Source organism: Alkaliphilus crotonatoxidans (assembly GCF_054658015.1).
In genome coordinates this window covers 1771217-1797621 of sequence record NZ_BAAHXS010000004.1, presented here as the reverse complement: position 1 = coordinate 1797621, position 26405 = coordinate 1771217, and the positions used below count along the sequence as shown (strand labels likewise).

Annotated in this window: 21 protein-coding genes, 1 CRISPR repeat array and 1 other annotated feature; of the genes, 4 read left to right on the top strand and 17 right to left on the bottom strand. The window is 42.3% G+C overall.

What is annotated here, in order from left to right; all coding sequences use genetic code 11:
- The 13 genes from ACYQ1I_RS11190 to ACYQ1I_RS11130 all read right to left on the bottom strand — a co-directional run.
- A partial coding sequence (locus ACYQ1I_RS11190) for an ADP-ribosylglycohydrolase family protein (protein ID WP_459765276.1) occupies positions 1-631 on the bottom strand: 631 nt, incomplete at its 3' end.
- A gap of 84 nt (positions 632-715) precedes the next feature.
- Positions 716-2416, bottom strand: coding sequence for an arginine--tRNA ligase (argS, locus tag ACYQ1I_RS11185; protein ID WP_459765274.1), 1701 nt, complete (start codon positions 2414-2416; stop codon positions 716-718).
- Positions 2417-2466: 50 nt separating this feature from the next.
- Positions 2467-2690, bottom strand: a binding site (T-box leader).
- Positions 2691-2754: 64 nt separating this feature from the next.
- On the bottom strand, positions 2755-3327 hold the full coding sequence (locus ACYQ1I_RS11180; RefSeq protein ID WP_459765272.1) for a GerMN domain-containing protein: 573 nt from the start codon (positions 3325-3327) through the stop codon (positions 2755-2757).
- A gap of 68 nt (positions 3328-3395) precedes the next feature.
- Positions 3396-3851, bottom strand: coding sequence for a 2-thiouracil desulfurase family protein (locus ACYQ1I_RS11175; RefSeq protein WP_459765270.1), 456 nt, complete (start codon positions 3849-3851; stop codon positions 3396-3398).
- 18 nt (positions 3852-3869) lie between these two features.
- Positions 3870-6236, bottom strand: a complete 2367-nt coding sequence (locus tag ACYQ1I_RS11170; RefSeq protein ID WP_459765268.1) for an endonuclease MutS2 — start codon at positions 6234-6236, stop codon at positions 3870-3872.
- A gap of 117 nt (positions 6237-6353) precedes the next feature.
- Positions 6354-6518, bottom strand: coding sequence for a hypothetical protein (locus ACYQ1I_RS11165; protein ID WP_459765267.1), 165 nt, complete (start codon positions 6516-6518; stop codon positions 6354-6356).
- 224 nt (positions 6519-6742) lie between these two features.
- Positions 6743-8554 carry a translational GTPase TypA gene (gene typA / locus ACYQ1I_RS11160; RefSeq protein ID WP_459765346.1) on the bottom strand — a complete coding sequence of 604 codons (1812 nt, stop codon included), beginning with the start codon at positions 8552-8554 and terminating at the stop codon, positions 6743-6745.
- Between the two features lie 197 nt (positions 8555-8751).
- A complete protein-coding gene (locus ACYQ1I_RS11155; protein ID WP_459765265.1) occupies positions 8752-9036 on the bottom strand; it encodes a GIY-YIG nuclease family protein in 285 nt (94 codons plus the stop codon).
- Between the two features lie 25 nt (positions 9037-9061).
- Entirely contained in the window at positions 9062-11755 is a 2694-nt protein-coding gene (locus tag ACYQ1I_RS11150) for an AAA family ATPase (RefSeq protein WP_459765263.1), read from the bottom strand.
- On the bottom strand, positions 11739-12986 hold the full coding sequence (locus ACYQ1I_RS11145; RefSeq protein WP_459765261.1) for a metallophosphoesterase family protein: 1248 nt from the start codon (positions 12984-12986) through the stop codon (positions 11739-11741). Before ACYQ1I_RS11145 ends, ACYQ1I_RS11150 begins: the two co-directional genes overlap by 17 nt.
- 262 nt (positions 12987-13248) lie before the next feature.
- A complete protein-coding gene (gene larA, locus ACYQ1I_RS11140) occupies positions 13249-14526 on the bottom strand; it encodes a nickel-dependent lactate racemase (protein ID WP_459765259.1) in 1278 nt (425 codons plus the stop codon).
- 74 nt (positions 14527-14600) lie between these two features.
- The gene (locus ACYQ1I_RS11135) at positions 14601-15314 is read right to left on the bottom strand and encodes a FadR/GntR family transcriptional regulator (protein WP_459765257.1); all 714 of its coding nucleotides are present in this window, start codon (positions 15312-15314) and stop codon (positions 14601-14603) included.
- A 61-nt stretch (positions 15315-15375) separates the two neighbouring features.
- On the bottom strand, positions 15376-17055 hold the full coding sequence (locus ACYQ1I_RS11130) for an L-lactate permease (protein WP_459765255.1): 1680 nt from the start codon (positions 17053-17055) through the stop codon (positions 15376-15378).
- Positions 17056-17776: 721 nt separating this feature from the next.
- Between ACYQ1I_RS11130 and ACYQ1I_RS11125 the strand changes: the two genes are divergently transcribed.
- From ACYQ1I_RS11125 to ACYQ1I_RS11115, 3 genes are all read left to right on the top strand, one after another.
- Entirely contained in the window at positions 17777-18628 is an 852-nt protein-coding gene (locus tag ACYQ1I_RS11125) for a sugar diacid recognition domain-containing protein (protein WP_459765253.1), read from the top strand.
- A 169-nt stretch (positions 18629-18797) separates the two neighbouring features.
- Positions 18798-19268, top strand: a complete 471-nt coding sequence (locus ACYQ1I_RS11120; RefSeq protein ID WP_459765251.1) for a hypothetical protein — start codon at positions 18798-18800, stop codon at positions 19266-19268.
- 37 nt (positions 19269-19305) lie between these two features.
- The gene (locus ACYQ1I_RS11115) at positions 19306-20199 is read left to right on the top strand and encodes a hypothetical protein (RefSeq protein WP_459765249.1); all 894 of its coding nucleotides are present in this window, start codon (positions 19306-19308) and stop codon (positions 20197-20199) included.
- A 51-nt stretch (positions 20200-20250) separates the two neighbouring features.
- Positions 20251-21622: a CRISPR direct-repeat array (repeat unit 30 nt; unit sequence GTTTCAATTCCTTATAGGTACTTTCTAAAC).
- 277 nt (positions 21623-21899) lie between these two features.
- Here the strand turns inward: ACYQ1I_RS11115 and ACYQ1I_RS11110 are convergent.
- Positions 21900-23093, bottom strand: coding sequence for a YecA family protein (locus tag ACYQ1I_RS11110; RefSeq protein ID WP_459765247.1), 1194 nt, complete (start codon positions 23091-23093; stop codon positions 21900-21902).
- A gap of 157 nt (positions 23094-23250) precedes the next feature.
- On the opposite strand from ACYQ1I_RS11110, the gene ACYQ1I_RS11105 reads away from it, so the two are divergent.
- Positions 23251-23667: a MaoC family dehydratase gene (locus ACYQ1I_RS11105; RefSeq protein ID WP_459765245.1), complete on the top strand. Its 417-nt coding sequence runs from the start codon at positions 23251-23253 to the stop codon at positions 23665-23667.
- Positions 23668-23720: 53 nt separating this feature from the next.
- On the opposite strand, the gene ACYQ1I_RS11100 is transcribed toward ACYQ1I_RS11105, so the two are convergent.
- The 3 genes from ACYQ1I_RS11100 to ACYQ1I_RS11090 are packed head-to-tail and all read right to left on the bottom strand — an operon-like array spanning position 23721 to position 26396.
- Entirely contained in the window at positions 23721-25643 is a 1923-nt protein-coding gene (locus ACYQ1I_RS11100; protein ID WP_459765243.1) for a DNA topoisomerase, read from the bottom strand.
- A 21-nt stretch (positions 25644-25664) separates the two neighbouring features.
- The gene (locus ACYQ1I_RS11095; RefSeq protein ID WP_459765241.1) at positions 25665-26090 is read right to left on the bottom strand and encodes a C-GCAxxG-C-C family (seleno)protein; all 426 of its coding nucleotides are present in this window, start codon (positions 26088-26090) and stop codon (positions 25665-25667) included.
- An 18-nt stretch (positions 26091-26108) separates the two neighbouring features.
- Positions 26109-26396, bottom strand: coding sequence for a CC/Se motif family (seleno)protein (locus tag ACYQ1I_RS11090; protein ID WP_459765239.1), 288 nt, complete (start codon positions 26394-26396; stop codon positions 26109-26111).
- Positions 26397-26405: the final 9 nt, after the last annotated feature.

The window sequence follows — 26405 nt, the reverse complement described above, 5'->3', positions numbered from 1 at the left end:
TGGGTGGGAGGGCCTGATCAACCATGGATTCCAGTTCCTTCCCCTTCAGCTCCATAAGATAAGTCTTTAATTCCTCTGTTAAATCCTCTAATTGATATGCCTTTGTTAGAAGGAGATAAAGGGTTCTTAACAGCAACAAAGCAGTTAACAAAACCTGCGGATGTCGATTTGTGTAAACAATTTGCTTAAAAACCTCTTCCTTGGCAGCCTCAAAATTGTTGTTGGCCAGAAACAATACAATGATACGTGAAAAACCATAGCCCCGTTTATCATTCCAATAGTAGGAGGATTTGTAATATTCCTTTCCCCCGCTAATTTTTCTTAATAAATTTTCAGCCCTGCCATGGCGATAGTATTGCCAAAGCCTTAGTTCTTCCCTGAGGCGCCTATAATCTACCGATACCCTGGAATTTTCCCGCTGATCAATCAAGCATTTCGTTAAAATCAGCAGCTGCTCGGTCAAATCGCTCCATTGTCCCGGCTCCAATGATAATACCAGACCTTGATCCCTTTCAAATTGAAAGGGAATAAACTGGCCCCTGTATTCTAAATGATTTTCTCTTAAAAATCCAACAGCATCTCCATATACAGTATAGATAAAGCAGTTCCTTAGCTGCATTTCCTTTGACAAAATTAAAATCCCTCCTTAAGAGCAATATCTGCTCACCCTTATGGTATATAAATTCAAAGGAATTAACAAGAGTATAAGGAATGCTTACATCTTTTCAGGTGCTTTAATTCCCAAAAGATAAAGACCGTTTTTTAATACCTGCTTTACGGCAAAAACCACTGCTAAACGGGCTTTTTTCACTTCTTCGTCCTCCACCAGAATGGGGTGATCATGATAAAAACGATTAAAGGCCTGGGCAATATCAATAATATGTCTGGTAATAATGGAGGGCTCATTTTTTCGCTGGGCATCCAAAATTACCTCTGGAAACTTCTGTATTTCCTTTAACACTGCCATTGAAACATCGTCCTTCAATACCGCCGGGTCAAAATCCATCGATACCTCCATGTTGGCCCTCCTCAGAACACTGCTGGCTCTGGCATGGGTATACTGGACATAGGGCCCGGTTTCCCCTTCAAAGCTAAAGGCGGTTTCCCACGAGAAGGAAATATCCTTGATACGATTATTGCTTAAATCATTAAAAATAACTGCACCAATTCCAATTTCCTTGGCCACTTCTTCTTTATTTTCCAATGAAGGATTTTTTTCTTCAATAATTTCCTTTACCCGTTCCACAGCCCCTGACAGCACTTCTTCCAGCAGTACAACGGTTCCCTTTCGGGTTTGAATTCTTCTTCCCTCATGACTTACCCGGCCAAAGGGAATATGAACCGCATCCTGGGCCCAGGGGTACCCCATCAACTCAATTACCTTGAACCATTGAGCAAAGTGAAGATTTTGAGAATAGTCTGTGACATAAAGGCATTTATGAAAGTTGAAGGTATTTTTTCTGTATATCGCCGCCGTAATATCCCTTGTGGCATAAAGGGTGCTGCCATCCTTTTTTTGTACCAGACAAGGAGGCATGTCATACTGGCTCAAGTCAACCAATACCGCCCCTTGACTTTCCTTCAAAAGATTTTTCTCCTGAAGCTCTTTTAAAACGGCATCCATTTTATCGTTATAAAAGCTCTCTCCGGTATAATGGTCAAATTCCACATCCAGTAAGCTATAGATTTTCTTTAATTCCTTAATGGTTTCATTACTAAACCACTGCCATAGGGAAAGGGCCTCTTCATCTCCCCTTTCCATTTTAGTAAACCAGCCTCGGGCTTCATCTTCAAGGGCGGGATTTTTTTCGGCCTCATCATGGAACTTTACGTAAAGGGCCAATAGGGTACTGATGGGCTCCTTTTCCAGGGCTTCTTTGTCTCCCCAGTTACGATAGGCCACTATCACCTTGCCAAATTGAGTTCCCCAGTCACCTAAATGGTTAATTCCCACACATTGGTAGCCTAAAAATTCGTAGATTCGATACAGGGAATTTCCGATCACCGTTGATCTTAAGTGACCTACATGGAAGGGCTTTGCCACATTGGGGGCAGAATAGTCGATACAAATGACCTTTCCCTTTCCTACCTGATCACTGCCGTATTGATCCTTTTGCTCATAAACGGCCTTCAGGATTTCCTTAGAAAAATACCCTCGGTTAACAAAAAAGTTGAGGTACCCACCAGCCACCTCGACCCGGGAAAAGGCCTCGGACAATTGAATTTTCTCGGCCAGCTCCTGGGCTATGGCCTGGGGAGCCTTTCTAAAGGCCTTAGCCAGCTTAAAGCATGGAAAGGCAAAGTCTCCCATTTCGGAATTTTTAGGTATTTCGATGGCAGCCAGTATTTCCTCCTGGCTCAAGGCCCCTATAAGGGGATGTAGCTCTAGGCTTAGCTTACTTTTAAAGTCAATCATATACTTACCTCCTGAATAAAATTTCAAAAAAATAAACTCCCGCCTCTATAGGAAGAGACGAGAGCTATATCCCGTGTTACCACTCTTATTGGACCCACTAACTAAATAAAGTGAGTACCCACTCTTTTCCCGATAACGGAGGAATCCGTCGAGCCCTACTGAATTCAGGCCCCTGCTCTGAGGTGCGCTTCGGTATAGTTCTGTACCAGGCTTCCACCATCCCCGGCTCGCTATGACTTAAAACCATGCCTACTGTCCTCTTCATTGCCTTTAACATCATCTGCTTTTCCCATAAATATATCATATATTTTATGGCAAATCAATGAAATTATACAATTTTACTTGTCCGCATAAAAGTCCGGAATAAATTCAAAGTCCTGACTGATATCAGCTCCCCTTAAATTATCTATGGCCTTACCTTCCACAAGGATTTGAACCTTGTCATTATTGGGCAGGGTCGTCAGTGAGTTGACAATCACTGCCACAGTGGCCATCACATCCTCCTCTGTTCCCTTCATATTACCAATAAACTCTTCTGATAAATCTACCAGTACCGTCTTGCCCTCTTTTTTTACTGACAAAATTTTGGTTCCTTCCGGTATAGGATTAATTAAATCTTCGATAGCACTCTGATGAATCAATTCCTCCAGTACAAATTCCTCAAACAGCTTTCCCTCCAACCTGGGATCATCAGCTGAAATATTGAAGGTATCAGCAAATATGTATGGCAACTCCTTATGCTTTAAATATAAGACATAGAACAGCTCCTCCGGTTCCTCTGTCTCCTCCACAGGATCTGTCACATTTTGATCGGGCTCTTCTTCCATTACCTCTTTCTGATCCTTTTTACATGCTGTTAAGGTAAATCCCATCACCAAAATCAGCAGTAAAATTGTTAACTTCTTACCCATACTGTTCCCCCCTCTGTTTTGATTCGTCTGTTATCATGCTATTTAACAGATACCCTTTTTTTGTTCATTTAATTATTTATCTCAAAACTATCCTCGGTATCAACCTTGACTCCACTTTTTTTCAACAGAGCCGCCGTTACACCATCCCCCCGGGTAGTGGTACTGGTAAAGTTGCCGTCATATATTTCTTCCACCCCACAGGAGGGACTTCTGGCCTTTAAGACAGCATGGGTTATACCCAGTAGCTCAACCATCTTTAGGGTTTCTTGAGCTCCCCGTATAAATTCCTTCGTTACATCACAGCCATCCCTGGATACAACCCGAGCCCTTCCCTCCAGAACATCGGAACCATCTCCCCCTTGAATTTCCACCGGTGGCCTGGGGGTACTCAAGCCCCCCAGCTGCTCCGGACAAAAAGGGATGATGGCCTCATTCTTCAGCTTGTCCAGGATTTTCTGCGATAGATTGCTGTCCCCGTTATACTTGCAATTGATGCCCAGAAGACATCCACTTACTAAAATCATCCACCACCGGCTCCTTCCTTATTTTAGTTCCACAATGGTGACCCCAGCACCGCCTTCTCCGTATTGGCCCGGCCTTTGGCTTTTCACATGCTTATTTTTCGTCAGCATCTGCTTGATTCCAGCCTTCAATACACCTGTTCCAATTCCATGTATAATCGTGACCGGAGAAACGCCGGCAATGGCACAATCATCAATAAACTTATCCACTTCGAGGATTGCCTCTTCTAAATTAAGGCCCCTTAAATCCAGCTCCCTTTTAACATTCTGGGCTTTGCTTTTAATAATTTTACCTACTCCAGTCTGTTTGACCTCGCCCTGCTCCTTCACTCGCTCTAAATTACTTACGGGTATATTAATTTTCATAATCCCCACCTGAACCAGTACCTCTCCCTTTTCATCCTGGGGTGAGACCACATGGCCGATTTGATTGATAGAAAGTACCTTGACAGTCTCTCCGGCCTTTAGGTTTTTAGGGGGCTTTTTAGAGGTTTTATTTAAAAAGATATCCTCTGTATTGGGTCCCATATCGCCGATTTTATCACTCAGCCTACGCTTTGAGGCTTCAATTTGCCGGTTCATTTCCTTTTCTTCCATTTCCAGCTTCATTGATCTTAAGCCTTGAATAATCTCCTCTGCCTCGGCCTTAGCTTCCTTTAAAAGCCTTAAACCTTCTTTTTTGGACTCCTTAAGGATTCTTTCTTTTTGCTCCTCCAACTGATTTTTCTTGTCCTGATAGTTTTGAAGAAGCCGTTCTGCCTCTAGTCTTAAGCGTTTTGTTTCTTCCCGATCGGCCTCTGCCGCCCTTCGGTTGGTTTCAATATTTTGAAGCAGGTCTTCAAAATGGATGTTTTCAGTAGATAAAAATCCTTTGGCAGCTTCAATGATATTTTCTGTCAGTCCCAGCTTTCGAGATATTTCAAAGGCGTTGGATTTACCAGGTACACCAATTAACAAGCGATAGGTAGGCCGAAGGGTGGCCACATCAAATTCCACCGAAGCATTTTCGATATCCTCGTGAGTGAGGGCAAACTGCTTCAGTTCACTGTAGTGGGTGGTGGCCAAAACGGTGGCCCCCAGCCCACGCAAATAATTGATAATGGCCATGGCTAAAGCCGCTCCTTCGGTGGGGTCTGTTCCCGCTCCCAATTCATCAAAAAGCACCAGTGAGTTTTGGGTAACCTCCTGTAGTATTTTAACAATATTGGTCATATGGGATGAAAAGGTACTGAGGCTCTGCTCAATGCTCTGCTCGTCGCCAATATCGGCGAAAATATGATCAAATACGGCTAAAACAGTGCCATAGTCTGCCGGCACATGGAGACCGCTCTGGGCCATTAAGGAAAATAATCCTACGGTTTTTAAGGTTACGGTTTTACCGCCAGTATTAGGGCCAGTTATCATCAGGGTACGGAACTTTTCGCCAAGCCAGATGGTAATCGGCACCACCTCCTGGGCCTTTAACAGGGGGTGTCGTCCGTTTTTAATATGAATTTTACCCTGATTATTTAAAGTTGGTTCTACTGCCCGCATAGCCAGGGAAAGCTTACCCTTGGCAAAGATAAAGTCCAATTGCTTTAAAATTGCCTGGTTTCCTCTGATTTCAGCGGCCCTTTGGGCGATCATTCCGGCGATTTCCATCAAAATTCGCTCTATTTCTGCCCGTTCCTTTAATTTTAGCTCTCTAAGCTGATTATTCAGCTCTACTACTGCCATGGGCTCAATAAAGAGGGTCGCTCCGCTGGAGGATTGGTCATGGATTAAGCCTGGAATATTTCCCCGGTACTCCTGCTTGACAGGTACTACATAACGGTCCTGTCGCATGGTAATGATGGGGTCCTGTAAATATTTTTGATTATTGGTAGAAGATATAATGCTGTTTAGCTTACTGCGAATCCCCTCATTTTTCAGCTGGATTTGCCTTCTGATGTGTCTTAGCTCTGGGCTGGCATTATCGGCTATTTCAGTTTCACTAATGATACAGTCGCTGATTCTATCCTCCAATTCCCGTAGGGAAGATAAACCCTGGGCAAGACCTTGAATAATGGGAAACTTCACCTCGTCGAATTTCAGGGCAGACTTTAATCGCCTGGCTGCCGTCAGGGTTTCCTTCAGGGTTAAAAGCTGACCGGGATCGAGATAGGCGCCAATTTCAGTTCTTCTGACAAAGGCCAGCAAATCATGGATTCCTCCCAGGGGAACATTACCTATTTGAATTAAAATTGCCTGGGCTTCACTGGTTTCCTTTAACAGCGGAAGGATTTTCTCTAATTGACTAATGGGCTTCAATTCTTCCGCCAGGGCTCTACCCAGATCTGAACTGCAGCGTTCCTTTAAATCTTCTGTTATTTTTTTATATTCTAAAACCCTTAAACTTCGTTCGTTCATTTTATCACCTCTTGTTGTAGAAAGGATTGATTTGTAAAAGGAAGATTTTGTTACCTAACAATTGTACCATATCAGCCTTCCTTCGTCCAACATCATACCCTTTTCAGATCTACGGGTCTAATTTTTTTTATTTTGTTCACTGATCAGCTTTTCTAACCGACCCAGCCTTTCATCCATGGATTCGATAATTTTAGGTACCTTAAAGGCTATAACATAGATTACATAAATAATCAGAACCAAGACCAACAGATTTAATAATTGAAAAAATCCTGCCATATACATTTCCTACTCACTCCTTTAATAGATATGTTTAATTTTCCTTATAATTTGGTTTTCCCATTATATAGCCATTTATTGAAAAATTTCCCCTTCCTATTTACATAGATTTTGCCATGCTTTTATTTTATCTTAACCCGAGGCATTGTACAATGGAATAGGAATAATTTTACATAAAAAAGCCCCCAGGGCCTATACTTGCCGCCCCGGGGGGATTCTGATATCCATTTTTATGCTCTTCTTTGCATTCTTTCTCTCATAACCTTATCTAAAATCTTCTTTCGGATTCGAATACTTTTCGGAGTTATTTCTACCAATTCATCGTCTGCAATGAACTCCAGTGACTGCTCCAGCGAAAATACCGTTGGCGGTGTTAATCGAAGGGCATCGTCGGCCCCGGCAGATCGAATATTGGTTAATTGCTTTTTCTTACACACATTTACTGCAATATCCTCTAGCCGGGAGCTTTCTCCCACCACCATACCTTCATAAACATCTATCCCTGGTTCAATGAACATAATTCCCCTTTCCTGGGCATGGTAGATACCATAGGCGACAGCAGCACCTGTCTCAAAGGCCACCAGGGACCCTCGGGTTCTGACTCGTATGTCACCACGATACGCATCATATCCATCAAATAGATGATGAAAGGTTCCATAGCCCTTGGTATCGGTTAAAAATTCTGACCGGTACCCAATCAGTCCCCTGGCAGGAATTCTAAATTCCAATTTAATAGTACCATTCCCCGTTGGAACCATATCAAGCATTTCGCCCTTTCGCTGACCAAGCTTTTCAATCACTGCACTGACACTTTCCTCTGGAACTTCCACAAAAAGGTGCTCCATGGGCTCTAGGGTTCCAGACTCGGTTTTTTTCATAATAACCTCGGGCCGAGAAACGGCAAATTCATAGCCCTCACGGCGCATGGTTTCAATTAGGATTGAAAGGTGCAGCTCTCCCCTTCCTAAAACCTTAAAGCAATCAGCAGAAACTTCCTCCATCTTCATGGCGACATTGGACAGCATCTCCCGTTCCAGCCGATCCTTTAGATGGCGGCTTGTTACATAGCTGCCCTCTTTGCCAGCAAAGGGAGAGTCGTTTACCAAGAAATTCATAGAGATGGTGGGGTCGTCAATTTTGATAAAGGGAATGGGATCTACTCGATCTATATCACACAGGGTATCACCAATATTAATATCAGCTATTCCTGAAACTGCAACAATTTCCCCCACCGATGCCTGTTCAATTTCAACTCGGTTGAGACCTTGAAAATGATACAGATTACTTACCTTCACATTAACCTGTTGATCATTGGATTTTGCCAATACAGCACTTAAGCCCTTTTTCAAGCTCCCTCGGGTTACTTTACCAATGCCGATTCGTCCAATATATTTATCGTAATCAATATTAGAAATTAAAAGCTGTAAGCCTTCCTCAGGCTCTCCCTGGGGGCAGGGAATATTTTTAAGAATTGATTCAAAAAGTGGTTTTAAATCTACCCGCTCTTCCTCCAGGGTAAGGGCCGCCACACCATTCTTGGCAGAGGCGTAGACCACAGGAAACTCCAACTGATCATCATCGGCATCCAGGGAAATAAACAGGTCCAGTACCTCATCTAATACCTCAACAATTCTTTCATCAGGCCGGTCAATTTTATTTACCACCACAATAGGTTTTAAGCCCTCCTTTAGGGCTTTTTGAAGTACAAATCTGGTTTGGGGCATAGGGCCTTCCTTGGCATCCACCAACAGTAGTACACCGTCCACCATTCCCATGATTCGCTCCACCTCTCCCCCAAAGTCTGCATGACCTGGGGTATCGACAATATTAATTTTTACGCCATTATAGCTCACAGAGGTATTTTTCGACAAAATGGTAATCCCCCTTTCCCTTTCCAGGGAATTGGAATCCATTACCCGTTCCTCTACCACTTCATTGGATCGAAAGGTTCCGCTTTGCTTCAGCATTTGATCCACCAGTGTAGTCTTTCCATGGTCTACGTGGGCAATAATTGCGACATTTCTTATATCACTTCTTTGCATCTTCATTCCTCTTCTTCCTTAATTTATTTAAACATTGTAATCATCCAGCTGTCAGGTCCTTCTCTTTTTTGCCATACGAAAAATTTTAACACACTTTACTTTTCCCTGCAATCAAAATATTATTAAGGAATTATTATGGCGGTTTTCAATTGGTTGTTAGTCTTCTGTCATTAAAAAACCCCCTGAATAAAAATATATCAGGGGTTCGATGATTGATAGGCCTTGGAGCCATGCTTCAGCCTAAATTCCTTAATCAGACCTTCCTTCCTGGCCCTGGGTAGCTTTCTGAGGGCAGCTTCTCTTTTTTGGGCATGGCTCCGGTCTGGCTGTATTTCCCAGTAGACCATTTCAACGGGCAATCGGGCCCGGGTATATTTGGCTCCAGCGCCTGAGTTATGGGATTTTAAACGGGCCTCAAGATCAACTGTCCAGCCTGTATAATAGGTTCCATCGCTACATTCCAATATATAGGTGTAGGGCATAGCTGTCACTCCTGTTTATGATTTTTTAAAGCAATATGGGGTCTACGTTGAAGGTTTCCTTTAGTTTCCCGGCAAACCACTGGTGACAGGTAAAGATAAAGATTTGTCTTTTCTCACTTACCTCCTTTAGAAGTGCCAGGTATTGATCCAGTCTTTCTTCATCAAAATTAATCAACAGTTCATCAAAACAAATGGGCAGGGCTTCCCCCCGCTGATCCAGGTGGTCGATCAAGGAAAGCCGCAGCGCAATATAGAGCTGATTTAAGGTACCCTTACTGAAGCTTTCTCCAACCCGCCTGGGAGCTGGGTCGTGCAGGCCCTTTAGGCGAATATAGGTCTCTCCCTCTTCCTCCTCAAGAAAAATGTGGCTATAGCGTCCACCTGTTATGCGGCTTAAGTAGCTGCTGGCAGTTTTCAAGACATCGGGCTGGTTTTCCTCCCGAAAGCTTTCATCCGCCCTTTTGATAATTTCTCCTAGAAGCATCAGCTGATCTCTTCTCAAAATAGCCTGCTGCTTTTCTACCTCTAAGGTCATTAGGCGGCTGCCGATTTCGTCCAGGGACATTTTTCCCTGCAGCTCCTGGCTTTTTATGGTTAGCTCCCTTTCCTGATCCTTTAATTCAAGTAATCTCTCTCCAAGGGTTTCCAGCTCTAGGGCCAAGGATTCCTGACCTTCTTCTGTCAACAGACTTGGGTTTATCCGCTGTATTTCCTCCAATTCCAAAAATCTCAGATTAAGGTCGTGGATGGCTTGAAGCTTTTCATCTATTGACTGGATTTTCATTTTTATGCTTTTATTGTCGATAAAACGCTTCTCACCCAGTTGTATATCTCCATCTCCCAGGAAACTAAGGCCTTCCTTCAAATTCTTAATATCCTGCTCCAGCCCTTCCTTCTCTTCCTGCAAAAGGGCCCTCTCCCTTTCGTTTTCCTGAAGCAATTCTTCTATGCGGTCGTTGCTGTTCTGAATTTGAATGAGCCTTTGACAATGCTGGCGTAGGGTTTCCATCTGCTCTTTAAGAGTCCCTCTGCTATCAACAGCAAATGCCTTAAGAAATTCTTGTATTACTAATTTTTTATTATGATATCCTTGCTTTTTCTCGTCAAGTATATGGCTTTTTTGATCCAGCTCCATTAGATAATCTCGTAACCGCATCAGCTGGCTAATCAAGGCTTCGTCTATATTTTCCAGAAGCACCTGGGAAATTGGTATACCTTCAAAGATCATTTTCAGCTCCTGAAGGGCTTTTTTTAATTCAACCAACCGACTTTCCCTTTCTTCAGCTAGTCCTTGATAACCCTCATTCTGTCGATGTAGGGCCTTCTTCGTGCCCCGACGGTGGTAAATAAGGCTTCCCACTCCATATAGGCAGGTCACGACTGCCCCCAGGATAATAGACATACTTTGATCATAAATTCCTATGGCTAAAAAGCCAAGGGCCATTATTAAGATTCCAATATAGGCCTTTGTGCCTGGTTGCCCGTTGGCTGGTGGGGTTTGCTGCATCATTCTAATTTCAAGACTTTGAAGCTGCCCCTTTATTTTTTGTATATTGGCTCCCAAAATCCTTACAGAAGGTATATTAAGCCCCCGAATCTGATCATAGGCATGGGCCGGCAAGGCTTCTGAAAAGATATTTTTTTCTTCATTCTTTTTCCGCTCCTGAAGGCGTAAAATCTCCTGCTCAAGCTGCTCCAGTTCCTGTGCTGCTCCTTCAAGCATAATGGCTTCTTCGTAATAGCTATCAATTGCCGCTTGACTGTCTAAAATTTGCTGTTCCCCCTTAGAAAGGGTATATTGCTTCTGAAACAGGGCCCTTTGGGTCTCTATTCTTCGACTAAGGCTTTGCTCCAAATCCTTAAGTCGCTGCTCCTGCTCCCTCAGAAGCTGTATACAATCCCCTGGAAGGGCTTCAAAGGCTGTTGGATTTTCCAAGGTCTTTTCAAGCAATTCCTTTTCCTTTACAAGACGGTACAGTTCCTTAACCTGATCTGTTTTTTTAATAAGCACCTTTGCTTTTTTCTGCTCCTCAGCAAGAAGCTGAAGCTGTTCCTTTATTTGCCACATTTTTTTCTGATGGTCCCGTAGAAGGGCCTGTCTTTCCTGGGCAGCCGATCTTTCCTTTTTTAATTCCCTGATGGCCTCCTCCAGCTCCTTCACCCGATATTTTCCCCTGCCGCTGACTCGATAAAGCTGATTGAGCTCTTCATGAATTTCCTTTAATACTGTTTTGGTGTCCCTTAGCCGAGTACTGCCGTAATTGGCCAAAAGCTGATCTTGAACCTCATCCCAGGCCTTTCCCTCAAGGGCCGTTAAATCTTCTATCCTGAGGGAGTAGATGCGATTGTATATTTCCGAGGAAATGTGATTTGCAAAGGGTGCGGGCTGATTTTTTAAATCGATAATCCGATCCTTCGTAGTTAACGCTCCTTTGGGGGTACTTAAGAGCCGTCGATAGAGCTGAAGTATCTGCCCCTTCACCTCTATTTCAGCTGAAAATTCAATTCTTTCATTTTTCCATGATGCATAGGGATGCTGCTGGGCCTTGGCAGGCGAAAAGCCATATAACAGGGTCTTAATCAAATGAAACAGGGTGGTTTTTCCGGCCTCATTGTTTCCACAAAACACGACCATTTTATTGTTTAGATCTTTAAAGGTTAAGCCCTGGTGAAACTTACCAAAATCAATAATTGATAAAGACTTAATTCTCAAATTCATCACCTGCCATTCTGTCCATTGCTTCCTCTCTAAGGCCCTTAAGGAGGGTCCTTATATAGGCTCTTTTTTCTTCTCCTTCCCCGGCATTGGGGTTAACAAAGGGCAAGCTTGACAGGGCTTTAAGTATCTCTTCATTTTCCTCTGCCTCTTTCAATAGCTTCAAGGCTCGGCTTAAAACATGGTGCCCCTCCTCAAAGTCCTCCTGGGAGAGGGCCCGCTTTAGCCCATGGGCTTTTACCTCGATGTCCATCAGCCCCCAGTGGTCCATCAGGTCCTCCTCCAGCTGTTGTCTATTTTCCTCTACTGCCAGGGCCTTCTTCAGGGGGCAGCGACCCTGGAGTTCAATTCTTAAAAACAGCTGTTCTCCTGATATTTCCCAGGCATCTAATTGACTCTGTATATAATGGTTTATTTTTTCAAGCAGCTGCTGATAGTGGTTAACATTTTCAAGTCCTTCTATTTCAATGGTTTCCCACCTAATAGCTGAAAAGGGCCTGAAGGATATTCTGGGAGTTTGATTGTCTTTGATTTCCACCAGAAGTCCTCCCTTTTCACCAGTCTCCCCTGGATGCCGCCCCTGCAGATTACCGCTGTAATAGATGGAATGGTGGCTAATCTGCTGATACTGGTGTACATGGCCAAGGGCCCAATAATCATAGCCTTTTTGTATTAGGTCTTCTCTGGTACAGGGTAAATAACGGTCATGGGCTTCTAAGCCCTTGGCGTTGGTCACCATGGTATGAACCAGTCCTATGTGGGGGAGAGACCCTTCCTTATCTGGAAAATTGGTAACCAGATTTCTGCTCTCCCGGCTGTTTTTGTGACCCACTCCGATAATTTTAGCCACTGCTTCATTGCCCTTCATTACCGTTACGACCTCTATTTTATCCCCTTTAAATATTTTAACATTCGGAGGCCAGGGTATGGCATTAATTCGTTCTAATTCATTGGAGGGGTCGTGATTTCCCGTACAATAATATACTTGGATTTGGTGATCGTTCAAAAGCCGGAACTGATTAACTAAAAACTGCTCCGTTTGAAAGGAAAGCTGTGAATGATCAAAGAGATCTCCTGCTATTAAAAGGGCATCAACCTTTTCTTGAATACAGCATTGTATAACGCCTCCAAAGGTTTTTTTAATTCCCTCCCGAAGCTGACTTCTCCGTTCTGGCTTTTTTGAGTAAAAATGTGTATCTAGATGAACGTCTGCTATATGTATAAACCGAAACATTTTAACACCTCTCTTTTTACCATACCGCTTTAAATCGTCGGTTCCTGTCACCAGGGTTTCAGCTTCACACCATATACTCTTTACCTCGGTTAAGGCTTTCCTGCTCCGTAGAAATGCTTATTCTACGATGCCAGGCACCCTGCCTTCCATGGGCCATATAATAATAATTCCAGACAAAACACCAGTTTCCTTCTATGGATTTTTAAATGGCATTGTCTGGAATGAAAGTGCCCCCTGATTTTATCAAGGGGCACTCAATATTTTATTTTTTAACAATCACCGAAACACCATCGGGTATTACCGTTAAGGAAGCCTTTCTTCCCTTTAGTTCAAAGGCCTTTTCAAGGGCCTCCTCTAAATTAAAGGCATGGAGCATATGCATATCGGTAATCATCTTAGGGTCACATTGGTCGGTCACCATAATGACCTGGTGTTTAATTAGAATCCGAGCTAAAATTTGAGATTCCCATTGGTCTGGAATTGTTTCTTCCATGGGAATTTCCATTATTTTATCCATTACATCCTGGGGTGTTTTATTTTCCAGGAAGGTTTTATAAAAATCCTCACCGCCATGGCCGTCGTTACAGGCTGCAGCTATGATAATTACGGCCCCTTCCCTGGCAGAGGCTTCGGCAGCAGTCATTCCCTTTACTGCCTGGTAAATATTTTGATCTAGCGGATAGCCGCCATTTGAGGTTATGACGATGTCTGCCGGTTTGGCTTCGACACTGGCTAATTTCATAACGAACTCACAGCCGGCTTCATGGGCTTCCTCTCGATGGCCGGCGAATGCATTAATCACCCTTTTTTCACTGTCAATCACTACATTTAAAATGAAGGCCAGGCTGGCCGCTTCAGCGGCATACAGCATATCACGATGAATTGGATTGTTCTTTAATATTCCTGTTCGGGCATGGTCACTGGCAATAAATTTGGAGCAATGGTTGGCCAGCACCGTTTGGGCCCCGGCTACCCCTGGTAGAACACTCTTTCTTCCGCCCGAAAAGCCTGCAAAGAAGTGGGGCTCAATAAAGCCTTCAGCCACCAAAAGATCTGCCTCCATGGCCAGTTTGTTCAACCACAGGTCTCCTCCCGAGGGCAGAACACCCACCTTCACAAGGTCCTTTCCCTCTCTGGAATCATGGTTTATCAGACGTTCATTCCTAACAATTTCTTCACCGAACTTATCGATCATTTCCGCTTCCGTTGTGAGTCGATGAAAGCCCGTAGCAATTAATATTGAAATTTCTGCCTCGGGGTTCCCCGATCTGATTTCTTCCAGCAGAATAGGCATTGTTATTTTACTGGGAACCGGTCTGGTATGATCACTGGTGATAATCACAATATTTTTCTTGTCCTTAGCCAGATCCCTTAATCGCTTTGATCCAATGGGATTTTCCAAGGCCATTTTAACCAGGGTTCTCTGATCATGCGCCGCCTTAAAATGATGCGCCTTGGATTCCAATACCCCCAGAAGATTTTCCTGGGGTACCTTAAGATCGACAAAGCCTTTAGCATAGGGTATTTTTATAACTGTCATTGAAACTCCTCCTTCCAGGAAAGGTTCCCGTCGGCTCCTTCCTTCAAAAAGGCAGGATAAGCCTATGTTCCTGCCTATTTCTTTTCTACATAATATTTAGTCATTTCTGTCAGCACAAAATCTAAATGATTAAACATTTCTTGCTTCGCCAGGTCCGAATCACCCTGCTTTATAGCATGATAAATGTTAAGATGCTGCTGATACAGCTTTTCTGCGTTTCCTTCACTGGTATACAGGTATTGTCTGCTGGTTCTCATATTTTGCACCAACAGATCAGAAATGGTATTCATCAGCTTTACCAGAACCTTATTCTTGGTGGCCTCTGCAATGAGATAATGGAACTTGGCATCGCTTTCTTCTCCCAGCCTTTGCTGCTTTAAATCTTGCTCCATCAAAAGAAGTGCCTCCTTCATCTGTACAAGGCTTTCTTCCGTTGACCTGACGGCAGCCAGCTCCGCCGCCTCCACCTCCAGCATTTTTCTTACCTCCAACAGTTCCAGGCCGGCTTCTCGATCCATGGTCATAATCAGGGCCAGGGGCTCGATTAAGGATTGCTCAGAAACGTTTGCAATAAAGGTTCCCTCCCCCTGGCGGCTCTCCAGTATTCCCAGAAAGTCTAAGGCGCTTAGGGCTTCCCTTACAGAGGTACGGCTTACACCCAAAAGCTCAGAAAGTTCTCGTTCCGACATCAGTTTATCACCAGGCTTCAGGTCACCACGTTTAATCAACTGCCTGATCTGGTCTACAATCTGTTCATAAACCCGCTTTGTTTTTATTGGTTTAAACACTGAAAACAACCCCTAGCTTTTTATACCTATTATACCATAACTTTCTTGAAAATTGTATCTGCTAGAATAAGCCTGGTAACAAGGCCATGGCCCCATAGGCAAAGATTCCCGCCGTCAGGGCATAAATAACACAGGGGATAATATTGGTACGAATGACCTTTCCCTCTTTGCCAAGGACACCCACCGTGGTACAGGCCGCCACAACATTATGAACACAGATCATGTTTCCTGCGGCACCCCCCACCACTTGAAGACCTAAGATCACCAAACGGGAAGCCCCTACCTGATCGGCCACACCATATTGGAAGCCAGAGAACAATACATTGGAGGTGGTATTACTACCAGACATGAAGGCGCCCAGGATTCCAATAAAGGGTGCTACCAAAGGCCATATTCCCTGGAATACGTTTGCTGCTGCCGTTGAAAGGGCCACCATCATTCCTACCTGACCAGAGTTATTGTTACCCGAGTTCAACATTACCTGTACCATGGCAATGGCAAAGGTTAGGGCAATGGCGGCAGGAATTACCTGTTTAAGGGAATGGGCCCAGGTTTTTTTAATATGATCTGGCTTCATTTTATGCATAAAGGCAGTTAAAATAGAGACTAAAATAAATGGTACTGTTCCGGGTAGATAGAGATATTGCAGGGAATAGTTCAAGCCGGTTCCCATTATACCATTCCAGGAAAGGGTTACCGAGGAGCTGGTGAGTAATTGCTTTAATCCAAACTGCTCGACCCTCGTAATAACCAATATTAAGGAAACTAAAATATAGGGAAGCCAAGCCATGAACTGGCTAATTTCAGGTGTATCGATATCAATCGCTGCTGCAGTTTCCTCTGTACTGATCCAGGAGCTGTCCCACTTTGATTTATTTGCAAAATCCCAGGTGGTTTTAGGCTGTAAAAATCCCTTTTTCGTAGCTGTAATAACAATTGCCAGGGCGATTAGTCCGCTGGCCAGTGAAGGCAGCTCCGGCCCAAAGAAATAGGCGATTAAAATGTAGGGTATAACAAAGGACAGCCCAGCAAAAATTGCAAAGGGAGCCACCTCAAAGGCATCCTTAAAGGATTTCTTTTCTCCAAAGAGCTTAGTCAGCATCATAACGATAATTAATGGCATTAGTATACCCATTACAGTATGGGGTCTTGATGCCCAAATTCCCACATGATGTAAAAAGCTTTGGGAGGTAAAGCCTGCCCCTTCAATTTGTGCCATAATATCTGGCGAACCCAGTACTGAAGAAACGCCACCTAAAACAGGGGTTCCTACGGCACCGAAGCTAACGGGGGTACTGTTTCCTACTAATGCAACCATCGCTGCCGCCAGTGGTGGAAAGCCTAATCCAACCAACAGGGGCCCTGCCAGGGCTGCCGGGGTACCAAAGCCCGCTGCCCCCTCAATAAAGGCACCAAATAAAAAGGCTACAATAATTGCCTGAATTCGCCTGTCGGGGCTGATTCCATAGAATGTCTTGTTAATGACCTTTATGGCACCACTATTTTGTAGGGTATTCATCAGTAATATTGCACCAAACACAATAACTAAAATATTAAATGCACTTAAGCCTCCAAAAATAGTCGCTCCTGTCAGCCACTGAAGGTTAACCTTCCAGACTCCCCCAGCCAATATAACGGCAGTAACCCATGCCAAGGGCATGACCTTTTTTGCGGGCCAGTTAAATCCAACCATGAGTACTATAGTTAAAACAATTGGGATAGACGCTAATAACGCAAACATTGAATAAAAACCCTCCTTTTTGTAAACGTTTGCCCAAGGGGCAAAACTTTCCCTCAATAAAAAGCTGCACCCTACCCTCCTTTTAAAAATGTCTCTGGTCTTATATCTGATTGTCAGACCTCAGACCACTAACAAATTATATTCCACTTTGAAAACGTTATTCCTGCTTTTTTCAGAAAATTTTTTAATGTTTTGATTGTTATTTTTTTGTCTATCAACCCACTTGAAACCATTGAAATTAAATATAACCAGTTGGATTTAATATAAAAATACTGATTTTTTTGTGTTATTAATTTGTCAATCACTTGCAGGATTGCAATTTTTTATTGCGATTGACATGAAATATGAACTATTTTTTATTAAAAAAAATTATATGAAAGTGCCTATAGCCCTTCTAAAATTAAATCGTGGTCAAAATAAAGGAATCAATCGGGATTTGTTGAATAATATTTTATATTGCGTCATTTTTAGTCTTTACAGCTACTTGCTTTGTACTCTTATTATTGTGAATTTTATAAACTTTTGGGATTACACAGATTGATTAAAGTTACCCTCGGCTGCTTAGTACCTTGCATCGCTTAATTAACGACGATCCCTGGTCAAATATCTTTTGTCTGTGATGGGGTACCGGACTTTTAAATATTTCTAATTTTCAAAATTATTTGTAATATAAAAAACTATACAGTTTCTTAAGAATAGTAAAGCTAAAGGAGGTAAGGAAGTGTCTGCTATTGATCCCAGTTTTGCTCAACAAATTGTAAAATTAATTCAACAGGAAACCAATCAAAATGCCCATTTCTTTGGTGAGGGTGGGAAAATTATTGCTACGACCCAGCCTGAACGGCTGGGTAATATTCATGAGGGCGCACGGGATATTATGTCAGGTAAAATTGAATCCATCGCCATTACAGAGGAAATGGCGATGACCTTAAAGGGGGCACGCCCTGGCTTTAGTGTAGGTATTGATAGTCAGGGTCAGCGTATTGGTGCCATTGGCATTACCGGTAATCCCAATGAGATGAGGCCCATTGCCATGATTGCCAGCCACATGACTGTACTGGAATATGAACGTAAAATTTTTATGGATCATCTCAATAAAATGGCGTCTGAAATCAATAAAAGCCTTCAGGAATCCTCTGCAGGCCTTGAGGAGCTTTCTGCCTCTTCTGATCAACAATTCAGCACCTTTTCAGAATTGACTGAAATGGTTGATGTCACCAAAGACAAAATCATGGAAACCAATCAAATTATTGATTTTATCAATAGTATTTCAAAGCAAACCACCATTTTAGGCATCAATGCCTCTATTGAAGCTGCCAGAATCGGCTCTGAGGGCAAGGGCTTTAACGTAGTGGCAAGTGAGATTCGAAAGCTGGCCGATAACACTTCCAGGTCGGTAAAACAGATCGATGAGGTCCTTAATAATATTCAGCAATTAATCAGTACCCTTTCCCAAAGCATTGCTTCCTATGCTGATACCACCCAGGAGCAAACCACTGTAATTCAATCCCTGGCAAAGGAGCTAGAGAATATTACAGCATCGGTTGATGACTTTATCCAAAAATTAGCTTAATTCAAGTAAAGGCTTTAACCGTAAATTAAGTTTAAGCCCTGTACTTCAATAGTCGGGGTTTTTTTATTGAAGAGTTGATATATTCCCAAAATTGTATATCTGTGTACAGTTCCCTGACAACTATGCTATAATTCTATTAAAATATTTATAAAGGAGGTGTCATAGGCCCTTGAAACTAAGTAACAAAATAAGATATATGTCTACCAACGGTCTCTTACTAATTTTTGAAATCTCAATGATTACTATTTCTTGTCTGATTGTTCTAATTTCTTTGGTTGACCTGGCTTTTCCCTTAAACGAAGGGTTTATGACCTTTGTTAGAAGGGTTGATTTTGCTGTCATTACTATCTTTGCCATCGATCTGGCCGTAAACCTTTTCTTGGCCCAGGATAAGGTTAAATATATTAAAAGTAGCATTATTACAATTATCTGCGTTGTTCCCTTTAGTAGTTTTTTTCGGTTGGCGGCCATGTTCAGGCTAAATCACGTATTTAACCTTTTACGTTATACAGCCCCCAGTAGTGGCGGTCTTTTCTCTCAAATCTGGATTTTCTTTATGAAACCCGGAGTTGCCAGGATTTCCAAGTTTTTTAATTTAGCCCGCAGCTATTTCCATAAAAATGATGAGCCCATAGAATAAAAAGTCTCCTTCAAATTTTTGAAGGAGGTTTTTTGTTTTGGAAATAAAAAAAAGCCCTTTGGTAAAAATATTACTATTAGAGAGGGGCGAATTTATGAGAAAGCTAAAATATTTTATTGTTGTCATTGTCATAATCGGTCTTTTTCTTGGGGCAGGGAAGCCCCTTTATTATTTTCGAAGCTTAGCCCTGATGTACCCCTACAGCCTTTATCATCATCAGAAAAGCCTTTTACGGGAAAAGGATCTATCAGTATCTCTGCCTGCAGGTTTTGAATTTAAGGACGAAAGCTGGTATCCCTTTGTAATGACCTTTACTGATAGCCAGGGCCTTTCTGAGTACACAGGCAAGGATTTATCCTATACTATTTTATACAACTTTCCCCATTTTGACCTAAAGCAGGGGGGCTCTGCCTATTACCAGCCAGATTCCCCCTTTTACAGCAGCTTTTATGGTGCATACCTTATTGAAAATCATGAACCCGCCGGAGAACCCTACGGTTACCAAAACAAGAAAGTAAACGTGGATGAAATTAAGCTTTTACCCAAGTATGACCAATTGGAACTGGTGCTGCCCTCTCTAGGATGCCCCAAGGAAAAGCGGCTATTTGAAGTCACCATTGACACCCTACAGGAAGGGGTTTCTGTGGCCGGAATAGATGGCTTTACCAAAATTGATGCAACAATTCTCACCAATAGTCCCCTTCACCAATACAAAGGGCACCAACAGGGCTATCTTCAATATGGCCTACCACCGCAGGACTGGCAGGGGGAGGATTTCCCCCTAATCTCCCTCAAGGGGCAGGTTTACGTGAAATATTTTGAAGCCAAGCAGGTGACAATGGTACTTTACCTAATGGGCCGGGAGGAAGACTTTATAGAAAAATGGGATCATGAGATATTTCATTTTATGGTGGTTGATGGTTTTGAATAGGTACTTTCTAAACATTTTTCATTATGCGAGGCCATTTATAGATCAAAACAAGTTCCTATGCCTTATAGGTACTTTCTAAACCAGATTTCCTTTGTTCTGGTGTATATATAAGATATTGTTTTAATTCCTTATAGGTACTTTCTAAACGAAGGTGCAGATTCTCTATACCAAACAAATCTTCAAGTTTCAATTCCTTATAGGTACTTTCTAAACGTAAAGCCCATGATGAGGCTTTAGTTGCTGGTTTGGTGGAGTTTCAATTCCTTATAGGTACTTTCTAAACGACATTATCCTGCGGAACGCCTGCCGAAATTGATTGAGTTTCAATTCCTTATAGGTACTTTCTAAACCCAGGAGCAGTTGCTACATCCTCCATGACGAAAAAAGTTTCAATTCCTTATAGGTACTTTCTAAACTCGCTAGGTACCAAATACAAATGATCAGTGAGATGTTTCAATTCCTTATAGGTACTTTCTAAACCATAGACTCGAACATCTTTATTCGCATACGAGGGCTGTTTCAATTCCTTATAGGTACTTTCTAAACGGGGACCGAAATCCCCAACCGTCCATCTAGCTGAAGTTTCAATTCCTTATAGGTACTTTCTAAACAAGGTTTTTACCTGCTGGGTTAAAAATCATAGCGGAAGTTTCAATTCCTTATAGGTACTTTCTAAACGAAGAATCTTTTAACATCTCAAAACATACGTTCTACTGGTTTCAATTCCTTATAGGTACTTTCTAAACCGGATATCCCTTGCCATAGACAATATTGCATATATGTTTCAATTCCTTATAGGTACTTTCTAAACGCTGGTGCTGGTGCTTGTGGCTGGTATGCCGGTTGGCCAGTTTCAATTCCTTATAGGTACTTTCTAAACCAATGGACGGATATAGACTTTATCAACCGAACTATTGATGGTTTCAATTCCTTATAGGTACTTTCTAAACCATGCGGCCCTGGGTAGTCTAGCCCATGAAGTAGCAGAATGTTTCAATTCCTTATAGGTACTTTCTAAACACCTTCTTTAGAGGCCTGAACCAAGCGGTCGAGGGATACGTTTCAATTCCTTATAGGTACTTTCTAAACCACAATAGCAGCTTTCAAGTAGGAGTCCGGTCTATAGAGTTTCAATTCCTTATAGGTACTTTCTAAACTCCCACCAGTACAGCAGCAAATGAAAGAAACTGGCTAGGTTTCAATTCCTTATAGGTACTTTCTAAACATATGGAGAATTTAGTGGTGATGAGTTGGAGAGTTGTTTCAATTCCTTATAGGTACTTTCTAAACGTGATGGGATGACAGGGCCATGGGCAAAGGATGAAGGTTTCAATTCCTTATAGGTACTTTCTAAACTCCCTTATTTCGATTTCATCGTATGAAGCATTCAAAGGTTTCAATTCCTTATAGGTACTTTCTAAACCCATTACATATGTTGATTTTAACAGAGTAATTAAATTTTGTCAAAACTGAATTTGTCTGTTATATTGTAACGATTTTTTAATTTATAATTTCTATAACTGTTCCAATAGCTAGGTTCCTTAAAAAAAATGAATTGTCGTCGATCCCCCGGGTTTTTTACGCTATTGGGGGTCGACGACAATTCACTTTACTTCTTTTTTAATTAGAGTAGAATTTTATTTTACACCATATTCTTCTTCCTTAGAATAATTTCCTTACCAAATAGCAATTTCTTATAGTTATTCCTTTTCTCTGCCACAGCACCATTTATATCTGAGGCCGCTACCGCAGGAGCAGAGCAGATTTTCACTCATTTTGATTATTTTAGTAGTATCACCTGTACCAGGGCTTGGGTCAAGACTTCTCCTGATGATGGGCTGATTGCCTCTGATTTCTGACGGTGAATAGCCCTTTAAAATCCACTGCCGGGTGTTATTGTACATATCCATTACTAGACCTGTCATGTATCTAACATCTTCAATATTGTCTGACCGAAACTGTTTACCGTAGAAAATAAAGACTTCCTTTGTGTCAAGGGTATTCCTCAGCATAAATTTACTAAAGGCAATAAGGCCCTCTAGCTCAGCCCTTTCTATCTCGTAGCGGTTGAACAGATAATCAAACAGCTTTAGGTCATAGGGGCTAAAGCTCTCAGTCAAGGTTTCCCCGGCTTCCATGGCCTCCTTCATGGTAAGGGGATAGTATGAGAGGTCATTCCGCTTCAACTGCTCACGGTAGATTTCCCCAGGGCTTTCCACTTCAATACGGGCTATGAAGCTATCTGCCCTTTTAAAAAGAATATCCTGATTTTTTCTGTTTTCAATAATATCTTTAAATAGCTGGGGTTCAATGGGCATAAATTCCGTAACCTTTTTATATAGTCCCGATTCGGTCATTACACCATAAAAATAGAGTATACCATTAATTAGTGTTACGATTTGCTTCATTTGCTTTCTGTTACGGTTAAAGTCTGTATGATTGATTAGCTTAACGATCTCATGATTAATTTCTTCTGGAATCAAGACAATTTTCTTCCCATTTTCAAGGGTACCGGAAAAAACAATTCCCAAATAGTATAAGTCCTTTACAACAGAATCCATGTTATCTGTAAGGGGTAAACTGCCATGATGCTTGATTATTTTTTTAATTAAGCTCAGCTCAGAATCAGAAATATCCTTCAATAAAAGATTCATTCCCCTGGGAATTTCAGTCTTTAAAATTTGAATTAGCTCAGATTTTTTTAATTGACTGATCCCCTGTAAAAGAAGCTTCTGACGGATTTTATCCAGATCTGCCTTGCTTAATCTCTCTAATAGCTCAGTATAATGACTATTTATTTTAATAGGCTGTCTTAGGGCCTTATGCAGCTTATCAATTTCTTCCATATTCATTTTACGTATTCCATCCATCAAATTAGTCATATGCTTGTCCATAATCGCACCTCCCATTTGGTATATTAATTCACCAATTATACCCTTACCTGACGTTTATCTACATGATATAATTATAGCATAGATTTTGTCAAGACACCCATTCCTTACCTATTATAATTAAAAACTTGATTACTTTAAGGATTGAAGGAGGATTTCAATGATTGGGAAAAGGATTTCAGAATTAAGAATTGGCGAAATCGCCGCCTTTGAAAAAACAATTTCAGAATCAGATGTCTATCTTTATGCAGGAATTACGGGAGACATGAATCCGGCCCATATTAATGAACGAGCAGCTTCAGAAACCGCCTTTAACGGACGAATTGTCCACGGAATGCTAACGGCCGGCTTAATTTCTGCTGTTCTTGGTATGCAGCTGCCAGGGCCCGGCAGCATTTATCTGGGGCAGGAGCTAAAATTTTTAGCCCCAGTTAGAATTGGTGATACTATCAAGGCCAAGGTTGAAATTACAGAAATTTTTCCGGAAAAAAATCGAGTAACCCTAAGAACCACCTGTGAAAATCAAGAAGGAAAGCTAGTGATGGACGGCTTTGCAAAAATTATGCCTCCTAAATAATTAGCAATAAGAAAATGAATAAAGGCACTCCCTGATTTTTGGGGGTGCCCTTCTTATGCCCGTTTTGACAAAACCTTTTGTACCTTCCTCTGAATATAGCTCTCTAGCTTTACCAGATACTCCTCTGGATTCAGCTGCCTTTTTGCCACCATTTCCAGCCCCTTTTCCCAACTGGCCGTCAGCTTTGGGTTTAACAGGTCTGGTATGGTTTTTCTGACAACAATATAGATGAGTTCTCCCAGGGGAGTAGGGGTTAAAATTTGAGTTTTATCATTACATTGTATGTACTCTATTCGAATAAGCTTTTTAATAATTTCTGCCCGGGTGGCACTTGTTCCAATTCCGCTTCCTTTGATTTGCTCCCTCAGGTCATCGTCTTCAATGAGCTTTCCTGCATTCTCCATGGCTAGAATCATTGAGCCTGAGGTATATCGCTTTGGTGGGGTGGTCTCCCCCTCTTTGATTTCAAAGGCATTAATATTCACCTGCTGACACTTCCTTAGCTGATTGAGCTGACCTGATGTCTGTTGGCCTTTGTTGTCCTCGGCTTCTGGTTTTAATATTTCTAAATAGCCCTGTATACTACAGACCTTCTCATTGGTAAAGAAATGCTCCCCTGCCACCTCGGTGGTAACGGCAATTTTATGATACACCGCAGGAGGATAAAAGATGGCTAAAAACCGCAGGGCTATCATTTCAAAAATCGTTGCCTCGTTTCCCCTGGCCTTTTTAAAATTTTCTAAGCCCTGGCCTGTGGGAATAATCGCATAGTGATCGGTTATTTTATCATCGTTTACATATTTGGTTTTACTTAAATTTTGATAAAGCCCCTGATCTAAAATATGGGTAGCAGCGGCCTGGATGGTGGGGCTTGCCACAAGACTCTTTAGTCCCTTTAAATTGACATGGATTTCCTTGGCTACAGCAGTGGAAAGAACTCTGGCATCGGTTCTGGGATAGGTAACCATTTTCTTCTCATACAGACTTTGTACCACCTTTAAGGTTTCATCGGGGCTGAGCTTAAGCCTTTTGGTACACTCGTTCTGAAGCTCCGCCAGATTATAGAGCAGGGGAGCATATTTATTTTCCTTGGTTTTCTTTATACTGACTACCTTCCCCTTTAGGTCTGATACCTTCTTCAATTCTTCAATCAACGCCTCGGCATCCTTTTTTTCCTTAAAGCCATTATCGTTAAAGAGCAGGTGAGATTCATAGAATCTCGACCCCTCATAGACCCGCCATTCTCCTAAATAGTTGGCGGTATCGTCCTTACTGAAGGTGCCCTGAATTTTATAGAAGGGGGTTTTGACAAATTCTCTGATTTCCCGCTCCCGGTCCACCACCATACCCAATACACAGGTCATAACCCGACCCACTGCAATAACCACATGGCTTTTTTCCAGTTTTTTTGCCACTGCATTTCCGTACAGCAGCGTCAAAAGCCTTGAAAAATTGATTCCTGCTAAGTAGTCCTCCTTGGCCCTTAAAAAGGCCGATTCCGCCAAGGAATCATATTCTGTGAGGGGCTTGGCCTCCTTCACCCCCCGTTGAATTTCCTCCTCGGTTTGGGAATCTATCCACACCCGCTTTTTCTCTTTATCGGTAACCCCCACCATTAAATCAACCAATCGATAAATGTATTCTCCTTCCCGCCCAGAGTCGGTACAGACATAGATGGTACCGATATCGGGTCGATTCAATAGCTCCTTTAGGACCTCAAACTGGTTTTTTACCGCCGGAATCACCTCATATTTATACTCCTTAGGTAAAAAGGGCAGGGTATGAAGGCTCCACTTTTTCAAGGCTTCGTCATAGGCATCGGGATAGCTCATGGTTACCAGATGGCCTACGCACCAGCTAATAACAGCCTTATCTGATTCCAGGTAACCGTTTCTACGTTCGGTCTTTAATCTTAAGACCCTGGCAAATTCCATTGCCACACTGGGCTTTTCTGCTACTATTAAAAACTTCTTCATATCATCCCCACTTTGTCTTCCTTAATGAATCGTTCCAACATCCTTTGTTAGCTGCTTATTGATTATATCCTCCAAAATGGCGGCGGCGGTCTCTACAATCAGGCTGCATTTCGATTCATCGTCTCGATAGTTTTCCTTTAATATCTTGCAATTACTGCTTCCCAGTGCCGCCCTTACCTGGTTAATAAAGTCAGCAGTCAATTCTTTAATCAGATTTCCCTCATGGGCCCGATCTTCAACAAAAATAATCCCTAAAACAGCAACCCCTCCTGTGATGGCTCCGCAAACATCTTCAATCCCCAACCCTCCGCCAAAGCCGGCTACAGCTCGGAGGGTTTCCTTCTCAAGCCTCATATCATAAACTTCATTTGCAGCATAGACCATTGCCTCAGCACAGTTTAAATCTCTTTGTGAGCCATAATATTTCTTAATGGTTTCCTTCAACATTGGTATTCTCCCCTTTTATCAGTACTTTTGTACGCCCTCTATGGTAATCTCCCTGGCAAAGAGAAAGGAGTAAAGATCAAGCTTGATTAGTCCCTCTGGTACCTTTAATCTTCGGTTGATAAAGACATCGATGCCCCTTTCCTTTACTTGTGAATAATTGTCGAATTGAGGGGGCTGCCCCAGTTTCACCGTCGGTAGATCAGGCTGACCACAGCAGGCCTTGGTTTCTTCAAAGTCAATGGTTAAGGCTTTAACTCCCTCTTTCTCTAAATATTGATTCAGTTTATGGCTTATTTCAACCTTCAATCCGATCCC